This window comes from Luteimicrobium xylanilyticum (assembly GCF_009429125.1).
Lineage (GTDB): Bacteria > Actinomycetota > Actinomycetes > Actinomycetales > Cellulomonadaceae > Luteimicrobium > Luteimicrobium xylanilyticum.
This window is the reverse complement of the sequence record NZ_CP045529.1, coordinates 37,188-59,267: the sequence shown is the minus strand read 5'-3', so window position 1 is coordinate 59,267 and position 22,080 is coordinate 37,188. Positions and strand designations below refer to the sequence as shown.

General features: G+C 68.3%; 13 protein-coding genes and 2 pseudogenes. 6 read left to right on the top strand and 9 right to left on the bottom strand.

Annotated elements, in window-relative coordinates; translation table 11 throughout:
• Positions 1-48: 48 nt before the first annotated feature.
• From KDY119_RS00210 to KDY119_RS00200, 3 genes are all read left to right on the top strand, one after another.
• Entirely contained in the window at positions 49-585 is a 537-nt protein-coding gene (locus KDY119_RS00210) for a hypothetical protein (RefSeq protein ID WP_148284336.1), read from the top strand.
• A gap of 185 nt (positions 586-770) precedes the next feature.
• Complete coding sequence (locus KDY119_RS00205; RefSeq protein ID WP_148284337.1) at positions 771-1,112, top strand: hypothetical protein; 342 nt, start codon at positions 771-773, stop codon at positions 1,110-1,112.
• A 396-nt stretch (positions 1,113-1,508) separates the two neighbouring features.
• Positions 1,509-1,781, top strand: a complete 273-nt coding sequence (locus tag KDY119_RS00200; protein WP_153021782.1) for a hypothetical protein — start codon at positions 1,509-1,511, stop codon at positions 1,779-1,781.
• A 26-nt stretch (positions 1,782-1,807) separates the two neighbouring features.
• Here KDY119_RS00200 and KDY119_RS00195 read toward each other — a convergent pair.
• From KDY119_RS00195 to KDY119_RS00185, 3 genes and pseudogenes are all read right to left on the bottom strand, one after another.
• A protein-coding gene (locus KDY119_RS00195; protein ID WP_194174284.1) for an IS5 family transposase occupies positions 1,808-2,741 on the bottom strand; the annotation gives its coding sequence in 2 pieces (ribosomal slippage) (positions 1,808-2,371 and positions 2,373-2,741; 933 coding nt in all).
• 1,004 nt (positions 2,742-3,745) lie between these two features.
• Positions 3,746-5,027, bottom strand: a pseudogene (locus KDY119_RS00190) (IS3 family transposase).
• Positions 5,028-5,499: 472 nt separating this feature from the next.
• Positions 5,500-6,672 (bottom strand): annotated as a pseudogene (locus KDY119_RS00185) (IS3 family transposase).
• A 422-nt stretch (positions 6,673-7,094) separates the two neighbouring features.
• On the opposite strand from KDY119_RS00185, the gene KDY119_RS00180 reads away from it, so the two are divergent.
• Both KDY119_RS00180 and KDY119_RS00175 read left to right on the top strand, forming a co-directional pair.
• On the top strand, positions 7,095-7,502 hold the full coding sequence (locus tag KDY119_RS00180) for a hypothetical protein (RefSeq protein WP_148284338.1): 408 nt from the start codon (positions 7,095-7,097) through the stop codon (positions 7,500-7,502).
• A 353-nt stretch (positions 7,503-7,855) separates the two neighbouring features.
• Complete coding sequence (locus KDY119_RS00175; RefSeq protein WP_036955240.1) at positions 7,856-11,449, top strand: YobI family P-loop NTPase; 3,594 nt, start codon at positions 7,856-7,858, stop codon at positions 11,447-11,449.
• Between the two features lie 317 nt (positions 11,450-11,766).
• Here the strand turns inward: KDY119_RS00175 and KDY119_RS00170 are convergent, their stop codons facing one another.
• Positions 11,767-15,240: a replicative DNA helicase gene (locus KDY119_RS00170; protein WP_036955242.1), complete on the bottom strand. Its 3,474-nt coding sequence runs from the start codon at positions 15,238-15,240 to the stop codon at positions 11,767-11,769.
• A 318-nt stretch (positions 15,241-15,558) separates the two neighbouring features.
• Here KDY119_RS00170 and KDY119_RS00165 point away from each other — a divergent pair, with 318 nt between their 5' ends.
• Complete coding sequence (locus KDY119_RS00165; RefSeq protein ID WP_036955245.1) at positions 15,559-16,929, top strand: MATE family efflux transporter; 1,371 nt, start codon at positions 15,559-15,561, stop codon at positions 16,927-16,929.
• A 90-nt stretch (positions 16,930-17,019) separates the two neighbouring features.
• Here KDY119_RS00165 and rplI read toward each other — a convergent pair whose 3' ends face one another.
• The 5 genes from rplI to KDY119_RS00140 form a co-directional block, all read right to left on the bottom strand.
• Positions 17,020-17,469 carry a 50S ribosomal protein L9 gene (rplI, locus tag KDY119_RS00160; protein WP_036955247.1) on the bottom strand — a complete coding sequence of 150 codons (450 nt, stop codon included), beginning with the start codon at positions 17,467-17,469 and terminating at the stop codon, positions 17,020-17,022.
• Positions 17,470-17,494: 25 nt separating this feature from the next.
• Complete coding sequence (gene rpsR / locus KDY119_RS00155) at positions 17,495-17,731, bottom strand: 30S ribosomal protein S18 (protein ID WP_036955250.1); 237 nt, start codon at positions 17,729-17,731, stop codon at positions 17,495-17,497.
• A 99-nt stretch (positions 17,732-17,830) separates the two neighbouring features.
• Entirely contained in the window at positions 17,831-18,346 is a 516-nt protein-coding gene (locus tag KDY119_RS00150) for a single-stranded DNA-binding protein (protein ID WP_036955253.1), read from the bottom strand.
• Between the two features lie 126 nt (positions 18,347-18,472).
• Positions 18,473-18,763, bottom strand: coding sequence for a 30S ribosomal protein S6 (rpsF, locus tag KDY119_RS00145; protein WP_036955255.1), 291 nt, complete (start codon positions 18,761-18,763; stop codon positions 18,473-18,475).
• 191 nt (positions 18,764-18,954) lie between these two features.
• Positions 18,955-21,825, bottom strand: coding sequence for a transglycosylase domain-containing protein (locus KDY119_RS00140; RefSeq protein ID WP_051136993.1), 2,871 nt, complete (start codon positions 21,823-21,825; stop codon positions 18,955-18,957).
• Positions 21,826-22,080 lie beyond the last annotated feature (255 nt).

Below are 22,080 nucleotides of genomic sequence, written 5' to 3'. Positions count from 1 at the left end.
GAATCGTCGTTGGAATGAGGGGATCGAATGAGAGCAATATTGAAGGTTGTGAGCACAGTGTTCGCAGCGTCTGCGTCGATGCTGGTGACCGCAGGAGCAAGTCAGGCGGTCGGCTCAACGACCGCTGACCCGTCACCGAGTGACCCCAGCGTCGTCGTCGCGTATCCGGAAGCTGGAACCGGCGACCACGCGGGAGAAACGTTCTACCCGACTGGCGAGATCTCGGACGATACGACCGTAGTGATCGCCAACGCCGACGGCAGCCTGCCCGGTGGTGTGAGTCTGCAGCAGGTGAAGCAGCAGCTCGCGCAGCAACGTGCAGCTGTTGCCGCTGGAAAGGCAACGGCGGACAGCGGGGTTGCAATCCCTGATGCCAAGTCGGCCACTACTCAGTCGGCGCTGCCTTCGTGGGCCTCACCAAACACACTGCTTCCCGCCGCATCGGGCGGTCACAGCTATGCCACAATCTATAACGTGTGGAGCAAGCAATACCACGGCGTCAATTTCCTTGGGGGAACCGACTCGACGAAGATTAACTACGTCTTCAACGTGACGGAGAGCACCAACCAGGAAGCGGCGGGTTAAGGCCTCGGGTTCTACCGCGGGTACAATGGGAGCGACTTCGGCACGTGGTCGAAGTTCTATGGTCTCGGTGTCGCTTCCGACGGCTCAAACGGTGGCGGCGCTGTTCCGTGGGGAAACACGTACGGCACCGCCACATTCATGGCTAAGGGCACGTCGCTTAGCGCTGTCGTGGGACATTTCTGGCCGTGACCGGCGAGGTAGGAAAGTTGCATCCAGTCGCGAAGAAGTGCATATGGTGGGCTATTGCAGCCCTGGTCCTGGGCTCAATCCTCGTGGGCTACACCACTTCGGTCACGGTGTGGTTCCTGAACCGCGCTGATCAGGATCCGGCCAGCGGAGCGGATTTTGTGAATGCAGTGGTGTCGATCGCAAGATTGACCCTCAACCCGCTAGGGGCGTCACTTATCGCCGCAGCGGTCGTCATCCAGGTTCTCGCACCGAAAGATGAAGCCGGGCGGGACGAGGAGGACGACCTCTACAGTGGTCCACGAGGCCACCGCCTCGACGATCCATCGCAATCCAACTGACCGTCGAAACTTATTTCGTGTACGCGATGCACAGTAGAGCGGGGCCTCATTGGGTGAGGCCCCGCTCTATTCCTGACTGGTCACGATGACGATGATTCCACGGCCGGTTGAGTCCGCACCTATCGTTCTCGCCGGCGCCGCCGGACGGGTTCGCTGGGGTGCTGATACGGATGCGACCCTCGACCGGCCGCGCTCACCCTCGCCATGTCCGAGACATAGCGCGTGAGCTTCGCGTTGGTGGCTGGTGATGCAATGCGTTTCATGAGCGGTCACGCGCACGTGCCGGGGCTAGCGCCGTCCGTCCTTGATACGCCGGTGTGTCCTGTCAACAGTGCGCTCCTGGGCGCACTGATCGGCGCGACGGTGGACCGGTGCTACCCGTGCCAGACGGTCTTCATGCACGAGCTGTTGGACGACTCCGCGTCCACGGCCCGGCTCGTCGAGCTCGCGTGCATCACGATCGACCGCGTCTTCGGCGGGCTGCCGGCGAGCGCGCTGTACGACCACGAGCCGGGGCCGGCGAGCCTGGAGTTCCGCCGTCTCGCTCGTGCCGGCCTCTACGACGGCGCGGCCGTGTACCGCGAGTGCGCGCTGATGACACGAATCGAGCGCCGCGAGGCCGCGTACACGGCGCTCGACTCCCTGGTCAGCACCATCAACGCGGCCTGACCGGGCCGCCGCCTAGGGTGTGTCTCCTAAATGCGTGACCAGGCCAGGCATGCGCCCAGGACCCAGGCGGCGCGGTAGGTGATCGCGAGCTTGTCGTAGCGGGTCGCGATACCGCGCCACTGCTTGATGTGGTTGAAGTGGCGTTCGACGACGTTGCGGCCCTTGTAGGTCTCGGCATCGAGGCCGGGCGGGCGCCCGCCCGCCGAGCCCTTGCGTTTGCGGGCGGCGATCTCGTCCCGCTTCTGCGGGATCACGGCTCTGACGCCACGACCGGCGAGCATGCGCCGGTTGACCCCGGAGGTGTGGGCCCGGTCAGCGATCACGGCGTCCGGTCGGGTGCGCGGACGGCCCGGACCCGACCGTGGGACCCGGATGTCCGCGAGGACCGCCGCGAGCATCGCCCCGTCGTTGCGTTGCCCGCCGGTCACGACCGCGGCCAGCGGCAGCCCGCCGCCGTCGACCGCGACATGGGTCTTCGTGGTCAACCCGCCCCGGGACCGCCCGATCCCGTGACCTGCGGGTTCACGGGCCCCGCCGAGCGGGCTGTGGACGAACCCGTCAGGGACGGGCGTGTGATTCGACGTGGCCCCCCGTGTCCTGCTCGGGGCGCGTGGTGTTCGTGGCGTGCTGGTGCGCGCGGGCGATCGTGGCGTCCACCGACACCGTCCAGTCGATCAGACCCCGCCCATCGGCATCAGCGAGCAGGGCCTGCAGCACCTTGTCCCAGGTCCCGTCCTTCGTATACCGGCGGTACCGCTTCCACACCGTCTTCCACGGCCCGAACTGCTCACGCGGCACGTCCCGCCACGGCACCCCGGCCCGGTACCGGTAGATGATCCCGTCCACCACCATCCGACTGTCCGCGAGCGGGCGACCCCGCTTCCCGACGTTCGAGGGCAGCAACGGGCCGATCCGCGCCCACTGCGCATCGGTCAACGACTCGAACCGCGACGAACTCACCCGCCAATCGTGCCGCGAGCCTCACCGCAGACATTGGAGACACGCCCTAGCCGTGACCTTCATGGCCCGGCCGGGCGACGTGCCCGCCACGTAGAGCGCGACTCCGGCCGGCAGCAGCGCGAGCCCGAGCACCCGGCACTCGTCCACCTCAAGCGCCAGCCGCGCGAGGTCAGGCCGCGGGTTCGTCGATCAGAACGACTGCTCCCGGGAGCCCTGGGCCCGCAACCATCTCACCTGCGAGGGCCGCATCCACGTAGTCGGGTAGCTGCCCGGCCACCGGACCTCCCCAGGGGCCGGCGTACGCCCACTCCTCCCAGAGGCCGCGGTCCTCGGTCGTCGCCGAGCCCCTTCACCACTGCCGTGTGAACGACGGCGCAGCCGTACATCTGCACCGCGGGCGGGTCCGGGAAACCTGCTCCCGCGCAGAACTGTCCGTTGTAGCGGCTCGACTGCGTCGCTCTCTTGGCCTGGATCGAGAAGCCGCGGTATCCCCCGTCCGGGAGAGTGAGCCAGAACTCGAAGTCCGCGCCTATCAAGGTCTCCTCGTTCTGATTGATCGGACGGACCCGAAGGCTGCACCCCGGGGCTGGGCGATGGGCGAATCTGGCGAGCTGGAGCAGGTTGGTCTCGGTGGTCGTGACGTCGTTGTGCGGCACCCCGAGAGCCGAAGCCTCAGTAAGGGTGTCCCAGGTCGTCCGCGAAAGGTCGTCCATCAGCTGGCACAGCTCGCCGAGATCCATGACGGAATCGTCCCACCCAGCACTCGGCCTCGACGCGCGCGACGGAATGTACCCCGACCTCACCGCGGCTGCGGCTTGCGGCTCAAGCGCGGCACTCGTTGTTCGGGGCCCGCAGGTAACAAGGTTGCTAGATACGTAAAAATTGGCTGCACGTCGACAGTTATGTGTTGTCGACGTGCAGGACAGATTGGTCTGACACGCCGGGATAGTTGACTCGATCCCGGGCGTGTTGCGCCGTGAAGCGCCCCAGGTTTGATGCCGCTTCTATGCGGGTTGGAACTGCTCGGTGAGAGCAGCGTAGTGGGCGGACTCGTACTCGGTGGGGGTCAGCATCCCGAGCGAGCTGTGCAGGCGGCGGTTGTTGTACCACTCGACCCAGGCAGCGGTCGCGAACTCGACCTCGCTGATCGTCTTGTAGGGGCCGGCCGAGAAGATCGTGGTGCGGATGCACTCGGCCTTGTACAGGCCGTTGATCGTCTCCATGAGCGCGTTGTCGTACGCGTCCCCGACGGACCCGATCGAGGGCCGGATGCCTTCGAGGGCGAGGTGTTCGGTCAGGCGCACGGAGGTGTACTGCGACCCGGCGTCGGAGTGGTGGATCAGCCCGGGCGGGGCGGGGTGGCCTTCGCGGTCGCGGGTCCACAGCGCGATCCGCAGCGGGGTCATCACGAGGTCGACGTGCTTGGTGGTGGACGCGTGCCAGGACACGATCTTCTGGGAGTAGCAGTCGACGATGAACGCGACATACGTCCATCCGGCCCACGTGCGCACGTAGGTGAAGTCCGTGACCCAGGTGTGGTTCGGGGACGGGGCGGTGAAGTCCCGATCCAGCAGGTCACCGGCACGCTTGCCGTCCTTGGCCGGGACCGTGGTCCGCAGACCCTTGTCGCGGCGCACCCCGGCAAGCCCCAGTGCCCGCATCGCACGGTCAACCGCACCGAAGGACGCGTAGGGCAGTGCCCGGCGCACCAGGGCGGTCATCTTCCGCCGCCCGTACAGACCCTCCGGGGTCATCTTGCGCACCCCGTCGCGCTCGTTGGTCCTCCACGCGATGTCGCGGACCGTGTCCATCACGACCGCGTCCGTGACCGTGCGCGTGGCTACTGCGCGGCCGGTCTGGGTCCAGAGGCCCGGTAGGTGCGTGCCGCGACCTTGACGCCCTGGTCTCCCAGCACGGTCAAGATCGGCTCGACGGCATACCCCTGGGCGCGCATCTGGTCGACGAACCCTGCGATCAGTGGTTTCGGGGGTCGAGCTCCCCCGCGAAGAAAATCGAGGCCGCCTTCAAGATCTCGTTGGCCTCACGCAGCCGCTTGTTCTCGGCCTTCAGCCTGCGGATCTCGGCGAGCTCCTCGGTGCTCACACCGGGCCGGTCCCCGTCGTCGACCGCGGCCTGCGCCACCCACCGGCGCACCGACTCCCTGGACACCCCGAGCTGCTTGGCGACCGCGATCGTGGCCGCCGTCAGATTCTGGTACTCCCCGAGATGGTCACTGACCAGACGCACCGCGCGCGCCCTCAGCTCAGGATCGATCTTCTTCGGCATGTGCTCATCCTCCTGGACTCAAACAGGAGCGGCATCAAACCTGGGGCGCTTCAAGCTGTGCATCCGCACCGGAACGTGCCGCGACATCGAATCCGAGGCAGGGCGACGGACCGAGACCAGCCGGCGCGGATCGGGAGGTCCTTGCTCCCAGTCCCAGACCGCTGCCGTCGCCTCGCCCACCGTCCGAAACATCCACCGCGCGCCCAAGGCCCCACCCTCCGGACCGCACGGTGACTGTTCTAGGCATGCTCCGGGCATACCAATAGACTCGATGTCGCGGTCTCTTCGCTTCCCACCAGATGCATCAGGGGCCGCCGGGCCATCACCGTTTGCAGACGGTGGTGGCCCTTCTCGTTCACCAACGAACACTGACCCGTCAGCCAACCTAGATCGGACACTCCTAGCCGTCTAGAAGCCCCGCACCATTTCGTTGAACAGAGGGGACTGCTGCACGAACGGGTGACAGGTGATCTCAGGCGGCGAGTGCGACCTGAGTGGTGATGATGGTCTCGAACTCGATCGGGGTCAAGCGTCCCAGCCGCTGCTGTCGGCGGCGTCGGTGGTAGGTGCGTTCGATCCAGGTGATGATCGCGATCCGCAGGTCGTGGCGGGTGGCCCACCTGCGCCTGTCGAGGACGTTCTTCTGCAGGAGCGCGAAGAACGATTCCATGGCGGCGTTGTCGCCCGCGGAGGCGACCTGGCCCATGGATCCGACCAGGTCGTGGGTGCGCAGCGCGGCCAGGAATTTCCGGCTTCGGAACTGGCTGCCTCTGTCGCTGTGGACGATGCAACCGGCCACCTCGCTGCCGCCGACGGCGCGCCTGGCGACGGCGTTCTCGAGCGCCTGAACCGCGAGGGACGACTTCATCCGCGAGTCGATGGAGTAGCCCACGATCCGGTTCGAGTACACGTCCTTGATCGCGCACAGGTAGACCTTGCCCTCGGCTGTGGGGTGCTCGGTGATATCCGTCAGCCACAGCTCGTTCGGGGTCTCGGCGGTGAAGTCGCGGTTCACGAGGTCGTCGTGCGAGGGCGGTCCGGGCCGCTTGCCGCCCTTGCCCTTCTTCTTGCCGAACACGCACCACCACGAGTTCTCCGCGCACCGGGCCCACATGGTTCGGTCGCACGCGTCGTGCCCGGCCTCCCGGGCCTCGTCCACCAGCAGCCGGTACCCGTACTCCGGGTCGTCGGTGTGGGCGTCGAACAGGGCGTTGGCGAGGTAGGCCTGCTCGATCTCCCGGGCGGTCACGGGCGCGGTGAGCCACCGGTAGTAGGGCTGGCGAGCGAGGTCGAGCACCCGGCACGTCACCGCGACGGGGATCCCGTCGCCGGCGAGCTCACGGACGAGCGGGTAGCTCATTTTCCCGGCAGGTGCGCCTGGGCGAAGTACGCCGCAGCCCGGCGCAAGACCTCGTTCTCCTGCTCGAGCAGGCGCACTCGGCGACGTGCTTCACGCAGCTCGGCCGACTCGGACGCGGTCACGCCGGGCTTGGCGCCGTCCTCGACGTCAGCGGCGTGCATCCAGTTGCGCAGGCAGGACTCGCCAGATCCCGAAGTCCTTCGCGATCTGCTTGACCGGGGCCTCGCCGCGACGGGCGACGGCCACGACATCGTCGCGGAACTCCTTGGGGTGGGGTGCGGGCACGATGAACATCCTTCCAGCAGCGCCTCACGGCACCACACGTCGGATGTCACCTATCCGTGCAGCAGTCCCGAGTTATCCACAGGAGAACTCCGACGGGTCGGTGGATGCGGGGCCAGACACGCCAACTCTTGCCCTGACCTGCGTCAACGATATGTTTCTGACGACCAGCTTCTGAGGATGGAGCCGCGCAGAGAGCGATCCCAACGCTGATGATCGACGACGAACTCGTTCGCTATGCCGCCCAACTCGACTCGCTCGTGCCTCGTACGAAGCCCTGCGGAAACCCAGGGTGCGCACGTGAGTGCAAACATCCGGGTGGAGTCGCAGGGAGGCCCCCGTGCTTCTGCTCGAGTCGCTGTCGTTCGCAGTTCCACTACCGCAGGGTCCGATACCAGCGGCTCCGCACTGAGATCGAGCGGCTCGTGGAGTCCGCCCGGTGCGAGTCCAGCCAGGTCGACGGCGAAGGTCCACTAGCCGTTGCCAGAGAGCTCTTGCGTCGTCTGAACTGGCTCCAGGCTGACTACCCACCGCCTGACAACGAGCTCGTCGACCCGCCCGAGCGAGTACACGTGCCTCCCCTGGACGTCGTGATCGCAAGGTTGTCGCGCCGACCCCTCACGCTCGACCAGGCACTCCGCCTTCGGGACTTCACGATTGCCGAACGCCAGTACGAGCTCGAGCACCCCTCAGGTTGGCCGTACGTCCCCCAAACGGCCGACACCTGGGGAGAGCGGGTGCGCGAAGTCAACGGCGGCGTCGAACCGTCCGACGAAGAGATCCTGGCCGCCCGCGCGGAACACGCGCGACGTGAACGCGAGCTCGGGACCTGAGACCCGCAATCACGGCGACGGGATCTGCGACGGACCCTGTCCCATCACACGGCTCGCGCCACACCATCGCGATCTGGAAGTCGGAACCACCTGTGGCCGGCGTATAGCGAGCGGAGCCCACGTCGGTGGCCACCCGGCCGGGAGCTTGGTGCAACGCGATCGCTGTGGAGTGAAACTTGACGGCGCAAGCGAAGTCGGTCCGCGTACCCCGCACGTGAGCCGACCAACAAGCAGCCCACTCGACTGTTAAGAGGCGACCGCGGGTGCTTCGTATCGACTGAGTCGCGGGCCCGCTGAGCGGGCGCGCGCGTGCCACCGGAGGAGTCGCACCCGCCGCCCAATAGCATCGCAACATGCCACAGCGAGAAGGCGACCCCAGCACGGCTCGGCCGCTCCCGTTCGACCTGGACTTGCTGACTCCGCAGTACGAGCGAGAGCATCACGAGATCTACCTCCGCCTCCTCGATGCTGCGCTCAACGAGGCCGACGTTCGAAACGTCGCGCTGACAGGGGCCTACGGAACCGGCAAGAGCAGCGTCCTCGTCAAGCTCGCGGAGACCGAGAAGCACAAGACGCTGAACGTCTCGCTGTCGAGCATGGGCCTGGACCCAGACGCGGACCTGACGAACCAGATCCAGAAAGAGGTCGTCAAACAGATCCTCTATACGGTCGAGCCCGCGAAGGCGCCGCGCTCACGCTTCGACCGGACCTCGCGTGGGCGTAGAAGAGACGGCCTCCTGCTGGCGGCACTCGTCGGGGCCGTGGGAGCGATTTCCGTAACGTTCGGTCGGAGCATCGCCTCGCAGGTCCGGCACGGGTTCTCCAACCCTGCGCTCGCGTTTGTCGTCACGTTCCTCCTAGTCGGCGCCGTCACCTACCTCGTCCGACGGATGATGCGTGGCCGCGTGTCCGTCGACGAGGTGGCTGCAGGCCCGGCGAACATCAAGCTGTCGCGAATGACGCCCACGACCTACTTCGACGAATACCTCGACGAGATCGTCTACTTCTTCGAGGTCACCGAGTACGACCTCGTCATCTTCGAGGACATCGACAGGTTCGACGACACTGGAATCTTCGAGACGCTGCGTTCCCTGAACACACTGCTCAACTCGGCCCCGCAGTTGGTCTCCAGACCGGTGCGGTTCGTGTACGCGATGCGCGACTCGCTGTTCCAGAAGCTCGAGGACGACCTCCTGGAGGCGTCGAGCAGCAGCGCGACCGACACAGCGGAGAACGGCAATCCGACGAACAGGCGATCGGACGTCGCCAGGCAGGACGTCCAGAGAGCGAACCGGACAAAGTTCTTCGACCTCGTCATCCCGGTCGTACCGTTCATCACCCGGGAGAACGCACGGGACGTCATGACGAAGGCATTCCGGAAGGACGGCTACGGCGTCAGCGACCGCCTGCTGGACATCGTGGCCCGGCACATCGCAGACATGAGGCTCGTGACGAACGTCCGCAACGAGTTCAAGGTGTTCTACCACCGCCTCGTCGACGGACCGCACCCGGTTCCCGACCTCGATGCGGACGGGTTGCTGGCCGTCGTCGTCTACAAGAACGTCCACCTGCAGGACTTCGAGAGGATCCGGCTCGGCACCAGCAACCTCGACGACCTCTACCGGCTCGGCCGAGACTTGGTGACCTGCAACGTCGATGAGCGGACGAAGCGCATCCAGGAGCTGCGCTCCGCGCTCGTCAACCAGGACGCCGCGGCGTACCGCAGCGAGGCGCTCGGGAACAGACTGCACCTGATTATGAGCGAGCTCGGGGCACAGATCACCCTTCCGCCGTACGCTCGTTCCGCTCCGCAGGCGCTCCTCACGTCCCCGGAGTTCTGGCGCGACGTCGCCGCAGGACAAAGCAACGCGTCGATGACAATGTCCAACGGACCGTCGATTCCGCTGACACCACAGTTCGTGGGGCGGCTACTCGGCGAGGCTCTGACCGCCGAGCGCTGGGACGCGGAGGCGCGGCCCCAGGTGGAGCGCGAGCTCGCGAGACTCGAGGGAACCGTCGCAATGCTCACCCGCGCCACCTGGGAACGGCTGTATGCGTCGCCTGGCACACCGACCAGGTCAGGAGAGACGTTTGCAAAGGCAACCAGACGGATCCTCGGGTCAGACCTCGCAGCCGACATGGTGCAGCACGGCTACCTGGACGAGTACTTCAGCCTGGATATCGCTCCGTTCTACGCCGAGCAGATCTCGCGCAACGCGATGAGGTTCGTCCAGCGGAACGTCGACCGGGGCGTCCCGGACCTGCTGTATCCGCTGACCGGTCCGGACGTCGACGCCGTGCTGAACGACCGACCGCACGCACTCGAGGACGTCGGCACCTACAACGTCACGCTGCTCGACCACCTGCTCGCCTCCCACCCGCAGCAGGCCCGCAGTGTCATCGCGAACATCCCGCGGATGGGAGCCGACGAAGTCCGGCTGCTCGCCGCCTACACCGAGCACGGGGACCGTCCCGGCGCGTTCGTCGAGGCACTCGCCCCGATGTGGCCCGACATTCTGACCTATCTGACCGAGGACGCTCAGGTGGACCTCGTCCGCCAACGGGGCATGGTCGACGCGGCGCTCGTGTGGTGGAGCGATGACGTCGCCTACAACCTCCGACCCACCGCGCGACGGTTCGTCGAGGAGAACTACCCCGAGCTGGCCTCGATCTGTGGCACCACGGCGAGCGAACGCGCTGCCCAGCTCGCGCTGCAGATCGGCGCCGTCTTCGCCGACCTCGGACCGGTCGCGGACGCTGCATTACCCCCGATCAAGAAGGCGGGCGCCTACCCGATAACCGCGTCGAACCTCGCCCGTGCCACCTCGAATGACACCCGGCCGGCAGGGCTGGCGTCGCTGAGCCTGGATCAGCTCGCTGCGGAAGAGCCCGCCGTGCACGCGGCCGTCCTTGACCACCTGGACGACTACCTGGACGCGACCGGCATGAAGCCGACCGTCGACGACCCTGCCACGTTCGCCGACGTCCTGCATTCGATCGGCGACCACGAGGCTGCGCTCATCGACTCGGTCGTGGCGCGCGCCAGCCCGGAGTGCGTGCTCGAAGACGTGACGGACGCGCCGACGAGCACCTGGCCGAACCTGGCCGAGCATGGACGCTTCACCGCGAGCGTCGCCAACCTGAGTGCGTACGTCTCGGACCGGTCTGTCGACGCCCCGCTGGCGACTTTTCTGGAAACGTCGGGACGGGTCGTCGGCTGGGACACGTCTGCCACGTCTACGTCCGTGGTGGTTGCCATCGTCAGCGCCTTCCAGGCGATTCCGGACCCGGCCAAGCGGGTCGCCCTCGTGTCGGATGCACCGTTCGCACGGCACCTGACCGCTGAGGAGATTCCGGATGAACCCACGAGCATCTTGAGACTGCTGCTCGTGCACGGCCTCGTCGAGGACACCGCGGCGACTTTCGCGCCGTCCGTCGTCTCCAACCCTGCCGCCTTCGCATCAGCCGTCGCAGTCTCCGCCCAGTTCGCCACTTTCATGTCACCGGCAGTGGTGACCGTCGAACGTGTTGCCGCCCTCATGAACGCCGACGAGGTCGACAACACGATCAAGAGCACCCTCGTCACGAACCTGAGCGCCTATCTTGCCGGCGCCCCCGGCGCCGCTTGTGTCGCAGTCGCCGAGTACTGCCTGAGCCACGAGCTGACGCTCGACGGACCGCAGCTCGGGCTCCTGGAGGGCGGAGTCTCTGCGGCCCTGATGGTTCCCCTCCTGGCCAGGTCGGGCCTCGCGGGGGACGCGCTGGTCCCGCACCTACGCGCTCTGGGCGGGGCGTACGCAGACCTGTGCGACCGCGGCGGCCGAAAGGTCCAGGTGCCCGACGACGATGCGCACAAGAGAATCATCGACCTACTAAGGAATGCGAGCATCATCGGAAAGTCCCGGAGGGACGGTAGGGGCCACATCAATGTCTGGCAGCTCGACTGAGTGCCGCCCCCTCGTGACCGCCTCATGTTGGGAGTCCGTAGGCAACCCGGCCCTGCTTCCCGACGTGCTGAACTGCACCGAGCGGTTGGGGGGATGGTGGGTCACATCATGCGCCCACCAGGCGGCCACTGCCCCGCCAGCTACCCAGGCGGGAACGCCAACCGCGCTCCCAACGGGAACGGAGGATCCTGGAATCTAGGCGCGCTTCCGTCACTGATGTTTGTCAGGAGTCCGTAGGTAACAAACGTGCTATATACGGAAAAGTAGGCTGCACGTCGACATGTGTCTGGGCGCGCACCGACACGGCGCCTATGTCACTACATCTGCATGTCGACGAACCGCGAGTAGTGGCCCTGGAACGCGACGGTGATGACGTCGGTCGGACCGTTGCGGTGCTTGGCGACGATGAGGTCGGCCTCCCCCGCTCGCGGAGACTCGCGCTCGTAGGCGTCCTCGCGGTGGAGCAGGATCACCATGTCCGCGTCCTGCTCGATACTGTTGTGCAGAGCAACACCATTAGCGATGAAGTTGTGCGTCCCGACGACCGTCGCGTCGAAGACCTGCTTCTCCCCCATCGGCTCGATCGCGACGATCTCGTCCCACATCAGATCATTCACGGCCATGATCTCGAGCTCCTCGGACTCGAGCACCGCGGCGATCCGACCGAGCCGCTGCCGTGAAGGCTCGTGCTTCCAGAGCGTGCTCCCGCCGAACTGGGTGCCGATCGCCGCGGCGAACTCGCGGTGCGTCATCCCCCGCTCGACGAGCAGCTCCTTGACGTCGTCCCACACCTGACGCGGCACGGTGTCGACGTTGGTGTTGGCCTGCTTGTCTCGGATGATCTCGAGCAGCCTCGCGGCCGACTCGCCACGCTCGCCGTGCACACCGATCTCCTGGAGGAACCGGCGCTGGTCGTCCAGCCCCGACACGTCGAGCGTGTAGCCCGGTCGGTAGTCCGCCTTCGCGGTCGCGGTCCGAAGCCGGGTGGAGATGCCGAACCGCAGGAACAGCCGCGAGAGATCGTCGATGAGCCGGCGCGAGGTCGACGCGTAGTAGATCCGCCCGCTCTGACCGTTTGCGTTGACGGTCACCGAGCCGTCGGTCGCCCAGATGTGGCGGAGGAAAAGCGCGATCTGAGCCTTGGGAAGGTGGAACACGCCCTCGGGCACGAACTTCTCGTGGCTGCGCAGGCCGAAGAGGCCGAGGTCGTCGAGCCACTCCGCGATCGGGTTCCCTCGGCCGCGGGCGAGCCGGTACGGAGCGGGCAGCCGCAACGTCGTGACCCGCGCCGCCGCGTAGTCGTCCCGGATCGGGGTGATCCCGAAGGCCCCGGCCGCCTCGGACACGATCGCGAGGTTCTTTTCGTCGATCGACGCGTACCGGATGGGCTGGCGCTTCACGAACGATCCGTCACCGAGCAGGTGCGCGAGCATGATGACCTTGCGGTCGTCCCACTCGGCGCAGCGCTCTGGCCCGGGCACGTGCCGGGGCACGCCGACCCGCGACCCGACCTCGAGCTCGCCCAGCGCGGTCCAGCCGCCATAGGTGAGGAACGGATGGTTCGCGGTGGCCTCGACCTCCTTGCCCGAGGCGAGACGGACCCGGAACACCGGCTTCACGCCCGTCGGGAAGACGTGGGTCAGGTGCCGCCGGACGTACTGGAGCCGGTCGTTGAGCGCCCACACGGGCACGTCGCGCGCACCGAGCGCGAACAGCTCGCCCATCGTGGTCTCCGCGCCCGTGTCGGCGCGCAGGATCCTCGTGTCCTCGGTGAGGCAGCCGGACTCACGGAGGTCCGACATCGCGGGCTTCTTGTCCGTCCGCTGCTCAGCCCCACGGTTGAGCTGCGAGATCGCGATGACCGGCACCTCGAGCTCCTTCGCGAGCAGCTTGAGCGCACGCGAGAACTCGGACACCTCCTGCTGCCGGGACTCGACGCGCTTGCCGGACGTCATGAGCTGCAGGTAGTCGATGACGACGAGCTTGAGGTTGTGCCGCTGCTTGAGCCGTCGGCACTTGGCGCGGATCTCGGTGAGGGTCATGTTGGGCGAGTCGTCGATGAACAGCGGCGCCTCGGAGATCTTGCCCATAGTCGCGGCGAGCTTCTGCCAGTCCTCGTCGCCAAGCTGACCGTTGCGGAGCTTCTGCAGGTGGATCCGCGCCTCCGCGGCGAGCAGACGCATGGTGATCTCGTTGCGGCTCATCTCGAGCGAGAACACGACGGCGGCCTGGTTGTGCTTGATCGCCGCGGACCGCACGATGTCGATCCCGAGCGTCGAGTTGTGCGTGGGCACCATGGCGCGCGTCGCCAGGTACAGGTGGTCGGGGTGGTCGATCTCGACGCACCGCACGGGCACGGACTCGACCTGCTCGACGGACACCACGAGCCGCGCCGCGAACCGCCGCGACGGCCGCAGCTCCTTGTGCAGGAGCCTCAGGTCGTCGCGCGCGAACACGTCGTCGTCAGCCTCGAAGACGACGGTCGCCGCGCCGGTCTCCGCAACCGGGTCCGTCCGGTACCCGAGCCCCACGACGAGCTCGCGCACGTCGTCCGCCACCGAGCCCGTCGCCAGGTCGAGGCTGACGAGACCCGACCGCAGGACGTGGCCTGCGTCGTCGGCGATGCCGGCCAGGAGCTCCCGTCGCTGCAGCTCGCCCGCCCGCAGGTACTCGAGCGGGACCCGTGCGAGCTCGCCCCGGGCCACGGCCGACCCGACGACGCGCGGCGGCACCGCGGGTGCGACGTCGGGCAGGACGAGGGGCGCCGTGGTCGCGACGGCGTGGTTCGCACGCCGGTCGGGCGTGTCCGCGTGGACGGTCGCGGCGAGCTCCTCGGTGGTCCGCACGGTCCCCTCGAGCCCGGACGTCCGCCGGGAGTCGCGCGTCGACGTCGACCACTCGTGCAGCGCGTCCGCGACCACCTGGGTGCCGTCGTCGAACGCGACCCGGTAGCACGGCCGGTCGACGAGCACCTCGGTCGCCCGCACCACGCGCGTGGGGGTCCCGTCGGCGGCGAGCAGCTCGTCCCCCACCTGGACGTCGCCCATGGTGGTCCAGCCGGTCGGGGTGGGCAGCGGCGTGTCGAGCGCGAGGGCCTTGCCGATCGCGGGTCGCGCGGCCACGACGATCATCTGCCCGGGGTGCAGCCCGTTGGTGAGCCGGTCGAGGTCCGCGAACCCGGTGGGCACGCCGACCATGCCCTCGCCGCGGTGCCCTGCGGCCTCGATCTCGTCGACCGTCGGGCCGAGGATCTCGGCCAGCGGCACGTAGTCCTCGCTCGCCCGACGCTCCGTGACCGCGTAGACCTCGGCCTGGGCGTTGTTGACGATCTCGTCGACGTCGCCGCCGTCGGTCGCGTACCCGAGCTGGACCACGCGCGTCCCCGCCTGCACGAGCCGGCGCAGGATCGCGCGCTCACGGACGATCCGCGCGTAGTACCCGGCGTTCGCGGCGGTGGGCACGCGGGAGATCAGGTCGTGCAGGTACGGCGCTCCCCCGACCCGCTGGAGCTCGCCGAGCTTCGTCAGCTCCGCGACGACCGTGATCGCGTCCGCCGGCTCGCCCCGCCCGTAGAGGTCGAGGATCGAGTCGTAGATCGTCTCGTGCGCCGGGCGGTAGAAGTCGGCGCCGCGGATCTCCTCGACCACGTCGGCGATCGCGTCCTTGGAGATGAGCATCGACCCGAGGACCGACTGCTCGGCGGCCACGTCCTGCGGGGGGGTGCGGTCGAACCCGCCACCGGGCGCCGCGTCAGGAGCGTCGTAGCCTGCCTCGAGCTCGTCGATCGACATACGCGCCGCGTCCCCTTCTCGTCCGTGCCGCACGGTCTGCGCGGATACGAACACCTGTTCTACCCCGTACCCCCGACAAGCACCCCCGACAGCGCGGAGCCGGTCCACCTCCACCGTCCCGCCACGGGAGCCTCCGCGACAGTAGGCGCACCGCCGCCGACGCACAAACGGACCTGTGGACGACGGTGTGGACAACTTGGGGACAGTGGCCCGAGCGCTGTGCACAGGTCGTGGACAAGGCTGTGGACAACAGACGAGTTGCGCGCTGCCCAGGGAGCGAAACGGCGGAACCGCAACGGTTCGTTAGCCTGTGGAACTGTGGACGGAAATCTCTCGCGCGACACGCCGCAGCACACCGACGACGCGCCCGTCCCCACCCGCACCCTCGACCGTCAGATCCTCGCCCTCGCGGTACCCGCGCTCGGTGCGCTCGTCGCGGAGCCGCTCTTCGTCCTCGTCGACAGCGCTGTCGTCGGCCATCTCGGCACTGCCCAGCTCGCCGCCCTGTCCGTCGCCTCGACCCTGCTGACCACCCTCGTCGGGCTCTGCGTCTTCCTCGCGTACGCCACCACCGCCGCCGTCGCGCGCCGGATCGGCGCCGGCCACCGGCGCGAGGCGCTCCAGTCCGGCGTCGACGGCCTCTGGCTCGCGCTCGGCCTCGGCATCGCGCTCGGCGCTCTCCTCGCCCTCGTCGCCCCCTGGGCCGCCCACACCCTCGGCGCCGCCGACGACGTCGCCCACTACGCCGCCGTCTACCTCCGCTGGTCCGCGTGCGGCCTCCCCGGGATGCTCGTCGTCCTCGCCTCGACCGGCGTCCTGCGCGGGCTGCAGGACACCCGTACCCCGCTGTGGGTGGCGTCGGGCGGCGCCGTCGTCAACGCGGGCCTCAACGTCGCCCTCGTGTACGGCGCGGGGCTCGGCATCGCCGGATCCGGCATCGGGACCGCGATCACCCAGCTCACGATGGCCGCCGTGCTCTGCACCGTCGTCGTGCGCGGCGCCCGTCGCGAGCGCGCCTCGCTCGTCCCGCACGCGGGCGGGATCTGGGCCAACGCGCGCGACGGCGTCCCCCTGTTCGTCCGCACCCTCTCGCTGCGGGCCGCGATCCTTCTCACCGTCTTCGTCGCGACGGCGCTGGGCGAGGTCGCGCTCGCCGGCTACCAGGTCGTCAACTCCGTCTGGGGGTTCGCCGCGTTCGCGCTCGACGCGCTGGCCATCGCCGCCCAGGCGCTCGTCGGGCACCGGCTCGGCGCGGGAGACGTCGCCACCACCCGCCGCGTGCTGCGGCGCACCCTCCAGTGGGGCGTGGGTGCGGGCGCCCTGCTGGGCGTGCTGATAGCGGCTGGCGGCTGGTGGTTCGCCCTCCTGTTCACCCAGGACCACGACGTCCGCGTCGCCGTCGCCGTCGGGATGGCCGTGTGCGGGCTGCTCATGCCCATGGCGGGCTGGGTCTTCGTGCTCGACGGCGTCCTCATCGGCGCCGGCGACGGCCGCTACCTCGCGTGGGTCGGGGTCCTGACGTTCGTCGTCTACGTCCCGGTCGCGCTCGCCGTCCGGGCCTGGGCGCCCGACGGCGCAGCCGGCCTCGCGTGGTTGTGGCTCGCCTTCGCGGGGGTCTTCATGGCGGCCCGCGCGCTGACGACGGGGTGGCGCGCCCGCGGCACCGACTGGATGCGCACCGGCGCCTGACGCGCCCGCGCGCCGTCGGGCGAGGGACGACGAAGGCCCGGCCCCCACGACGTGAATCGCGGGAGGCCGGGCCTGGTCAGAGCGCGAGGCTCAGGCGGCCACCACGGTGACCGTCACGTTCGCCGACACCTCGGGGTGCAGGCGGACCGACACCTTGTAGGTGCCCGTGGCCTTGATCGGCTGCCCGATCTCGACCTTGCGCTTGTCGAACGCCGGGAACCCGGCGGTCTTGGCGGCGTCGACGATGTCCGTCGTGGTCACCGCGCCGAACAGGCGGCCCGACTGGCCCGCCTTGGCGGAGACGACGACCGGCTTCGACTGCAGCGAGTCGCGGATCGCCTTGGCGTCGTCGAGCGACGCGATCTCGCGGGCCTTGCGGGCCTTACGGATCGCGGAGACCTGCGACTCGGCGCCCTTGGACCACGCGGTCGCGAGGCCGCGCGGCACGAGGTAGTTGCGGGCGTACCCGTCCTTGACCTCGACGACGTCACCGGGCTCACCGAGGCCGGTGACCTCGTGCGTGAGGATCAACTTTGCCATGGTTCTGTCCTTCCCTGTCCGGCCGTCAGCGGGCGGTCGACGTGTAGGGCAGCAGGGCCATCTCGCGCGCGTTCTTCACGGCGCGGGCGATCTGGCGCTGCTCCTGGACGGAGACGCCGGTCACGCGGCGCGCGCGGATCTTGCCGCGGTCCGAGATGAACTTGCGGAGGAGGGCGACGTCCTTGTAGTCGACGCTCTCGACCTTGGCGGTCTTCAGCGGGTTGGACTTCTTCTTCGGCTTGCGCACCACAGGCTTGGCCATGGTGTTGCTCCTTCGTGTACTTCCGGTCCGTCCGCGACACCGTCGGTTCGACGGCGGGACGCGTGGGGACCGGTGTTCTCGTGTGGGGGTGCGGTGGGGCTAGAAGGGCGGCTCGTCCGAGAACGAGCTCGACGACGACGCAGGGCCCGCGGTCGCCCACGGGTCGTCCTGCTGCGCCCCACCGGAGGAGGATCCGAAACCGCCGGACGACTGGCCACCGCCACCGAAACCACCACCGCCGCCACCGCCGCGCGACGCGCGGGTGACCTTGGCCGTGGCGTACCGCAGGGACGGACCGATCTCGTCCACCTGCAGCTCGACGACGGTGCGCTTCTCGCCCTCGCGCGTCTCGTAGGAACGCTGGACCAGCCGGCCGGAGGCGATCACGCGGGTGCCCTTGGTGAGGGACTCCGCGATGTTCTCCGCGGCCTCCCGCCAGATCGAGCAGCGCATGAACAGCGTCTCGCCGTCCTTCCACTCGTTCGACTGGCGGTCGAAGGTGCGCGGCGTGGACGCCACGGTGAAGTTGGCGACCGCGGCGCCCGACGGCGTGAACCGCAGCTCGGGGTCACCCGTGAGGTTGCCGATCACCGTGATGATGGTCTCGCCTGCCATGCCTGCTCCTTCGGTCGGTCGTTCCCGTTGCGGCGATGCTGCCAGGTGTCGCCCACATCCGCGAGGGTGCGGGCGGCCCGGTCTCATCGCCCGAGAGCGTGATGCTCGTCGGTCTCGGTTCCGGACTCAGTCGGCGTCGGTGCGCAGGACCTTCGTCCGCAGGACGACCTCGTTGAGGCCGAGCTGGCGGTCGAGCTCCTTGGCGGTGGCCGGCTCCGCGGTGAAGTCGACGACGGCGTAGATGCCCTCGGACTTCTTCTTGATGTCGTAGGAGAGGCGACGACGGCCCCAGATGTCGACCTTGTCGACCGAGCCACCGTCGGTCGTCACGACCGAGAGGTACTTGTCGAGAGACGGAGCAACGGTGCGCTCCTCGATCTCAGGGTCGAGGATGACCATCAGTTCGTACTGACGCATGTGTGAACCCACCTCCTGTGGTCTTTGCGGTCACGGTCCTTCCGTGACAGGAGGGTCTGCGTCTGCCGCGCACGCGACGCCGGACGGGTGCCCGGGCGCACGCCCCGGGGATCCGGGCGCACGGCAACGCTCCAGAGTACCGGGGGTCACCGCCGGATCGGAAATCCGGTAGCGCCCCCAGTCACCCGGCGTCAGCCGTCGTTGCCGCCCTGGCCGCCGGTCTGGTCGTTGCCGTCGTCGCTGCCGTCGGTCGGCGACGACGTCGGTGGCGTCGTGCTGCCACCGCCGCCACCGCCGTCGCCGCCCGCACCCTTGCCGTCCGACACGACGATCGTGACCGTCGAGCCCTGGTCCACGGTGGCACCCTCGCTCGGCTCGACCCGGATGACCGTGCCGGCCGGCTGGTCGCTCCACTCGGTCCGCACGGCAGGGTTCAGGCCGGCGCCCTTGACGGCCGCCTGGGCCGCGTCGGACGACCCGCCCACGAGACCGCCGGGCACCTGCGTCGTCGCCTTGGGCTCGGGGCCCTGCGAGATGACGACGAGGACCGTCGTGCCGCGGTTGACGGTCGAGCCTTCGTTCGGCGAGACGCTCATGACGACGTCGGGAGCGACCGTGTCGGAGTACTGCTTGGTCACGGTCGGGTTGAGCCCGGCCTGCCGGATCGCCTGCCGCGCCGCGGCGACGTTCTGACCCACCAGGCCCTGGGGCACCTGCGTGGCCTGGTCCTGCGTGGGCTGGTCGGTCGGTTCCTCGGTGGCCGTCTGGGTGGGCGTCTGCGTCGCCGTCGGCGTCCAGGTGGAGAGCGTCGGGTCGTACTCGGGGAACTGCTCGACCGGCATGTCGGCGGTGATCACCTTCATGTAGTTGGACCACAGGGCGACGGGCCACGAGCCACCGGTCATCGTCCAGCCGTGCAGCTTGTACCAGCCGAAGGGCTCGATCGTGGCGACCTTCCCCGACTTGGTGGACTGCCAGTTGCCGACGGCCGTGGAGACCTGGGGCGTGAACCCGACGAACCACGCGGCGAAGTTGGAGTTCGCCGAGCCAGTCTTCCCGGCGATGGGACGCCCCACGTACTGGACCGGGTTCTGGTAGGTGTCCGGAAGGTGCTTCGCGGTGCCCTTGACGGGGACGTCCTGCATGGCGGACACGACGCCGGCCGCCACCTCCGCGGAGATGACGCGCTTCTGCTTGGTCGGGCCCTGGTAGACGAGCTCGCCCTCGGAGTCCGTCGCCTTCTTGATGACGTGCGGGGTGGTCTTGAGCCCGCCCGACGCGAACACGCCGTAAGCGCTTGCCATCTGGAGCGCCGACACCGAGTCGGTCCCGAGGACGTTCGCCGGGTTGTCGTGGATCTTCTGGAGGCCGAGGCGCTCGGCCATCTCCTGGGTCTTGGCCGGGCCGATCTGGACGTTCAGGTGGGCGAAGATCGTGTTCACGGAGTCGTAGAAGCCCTGGCGGAGCGTCTCGTTCGCGAAGCCCTCGCCGTCGAAGTTGTTGACGATCCCCGTCGGCGTGTCCCAGCCGTCGATCTTCTGCCCGTCGCTGCCGTCGAACGTCTGGTCGAGCGAGTACCCGGCCTCGAGGCCGGCCGCGAGCGCGAACGCCTTGAACGTCGAGCCGCCCTGCGCCGTCGCGCCCTTGATGCCGTCGAAGCCCGACGCCGACGCGTTGTACGGGTTCTTCACCCAGTCCTTTCCGCCGTAGATCGCGAGGATCGCACCGTTGGACGGGTCGACGGTCGCGAGCCCGGTGCCGAGGTACTTCGAGGCGTCCTTCGCGGTCGTCTTGACCTGGGCGACGGCCTCGTCCTCCATGGACTTGTCGATCGTCGTGACGATCTTCATGCCCTTGGTGTCCATCTGCTCGTCCGTCATGCCTGACGCCGAGAGCTCGTGGCGGACCATGTCGATGAGGTACCCGCGCTGGCCGGACAGGGACTTGGACTTCTGCACCTTCTTCGTCTTCGGGAAGCCGTCCTTGATGGCCTTGTCGTACTGATCCTGGGTGATGTACTCGTCGTCGAGCATGAACCCGAGGTTGCGCTTCCAGCGCCCCTCGGCGATCCCCTTCGACTTCGGCCCGATCGCGGGGTCCCAGGCCGAGGGCGCCGGGATGAGGCCGGCGAGCAGCGCGGACTGCGAGGGTGTGAGCTTCGCGGCGGTGGTGCCGAAGTACGCCTCGGCTGCCGTCTCGATCCCGTAGGCACCACGCCCGAAGTAGATGGTGTTGATGTAGCCCTCGAGGATCTGGTCCTTCGGGATCTCCTTCGAGACCTTGACCGCCGTCAACGCTTCCTTGAACTTCCCGACATAGTCGGTGGTCGAGCCCTCGTGGAAGTAACGCTCGACGTACTGCTGCGTGATGGTCGAGCCGCCCGCGCTGTTGGCGCCGGGCGCCTTGTGCAGGTTGGTGACGAAGGCGCGCGCGATGCCCTTCGGGTCGACGCCGGAGTTCTTGTAGAACGAGCGGTCCTCGGACGCGACGACGGCCTGGCTCACGTAGTCAGGCAGGTCGGCGAGCGTCACGATCTTGCGGTTCTGGTTTGAGTATGCGTCGTCACCGGCAGAGGCGGACCGGAGATTCCCGATGACGGTCTTGCCGTCCGAGTAGTAGACGGTCGAGGTCTGGAGCTTCGTGTAGGGGGCGGCCGTCGGCACCTTCGTCGTCGCATAGGCAGCGACGACGACGCCGACCCCGAGCGCGAACACCCCGAGGAACGCCCCGACGACCACGCGCCACGACGGCAGCCACCGGCGAAAGCTCGTCACGTGGTAGCGCGGGTAGTTGACGAAGCGACGCCAGCCCGTGCGCGGGTTCCCCCGCTTGATCGCGGCTCGACTCCCCGCGGCAGCGCCTGTCGTCGCCGACGACGACGTCCGCGCACCGGCTCCTGGTCGACCGGTCGCGGAGGTGCCCGGGCGGGCGGAGGTGCGGGACGTCGTCGGGCGCGTGGCGCTCTGGCGGACCGGACCGCGCGTGGCGCCGTCGGAACCGCTGGTGCTGCTGAAGGTCGGACGGCCGGGGAGGCCGCCGTTCGCGTCGCCTGCGGAGCTCACGCTCTGCCTCTCGTCGGACGGTCAGGACACTGCTGGCGGGGGCGGCACGGTCGTCGATCGCGCTCCACGCCCCCCGGAAGAATAGGCGGTCGCCCCTCGTCCGGACCGGACCGGGCGTCGCCGCGAGCCGATGCTTCGCCACAGTTGCCCGTGCCGTCCGCCGGTCCTTCACAAGCGCGTCGTGAGTACGCACGTGGCAGGTCGTACTCGGCCAGTGTCGGTGAATCGCCCCGGGTCTCATGGAGGCTCGGTCAA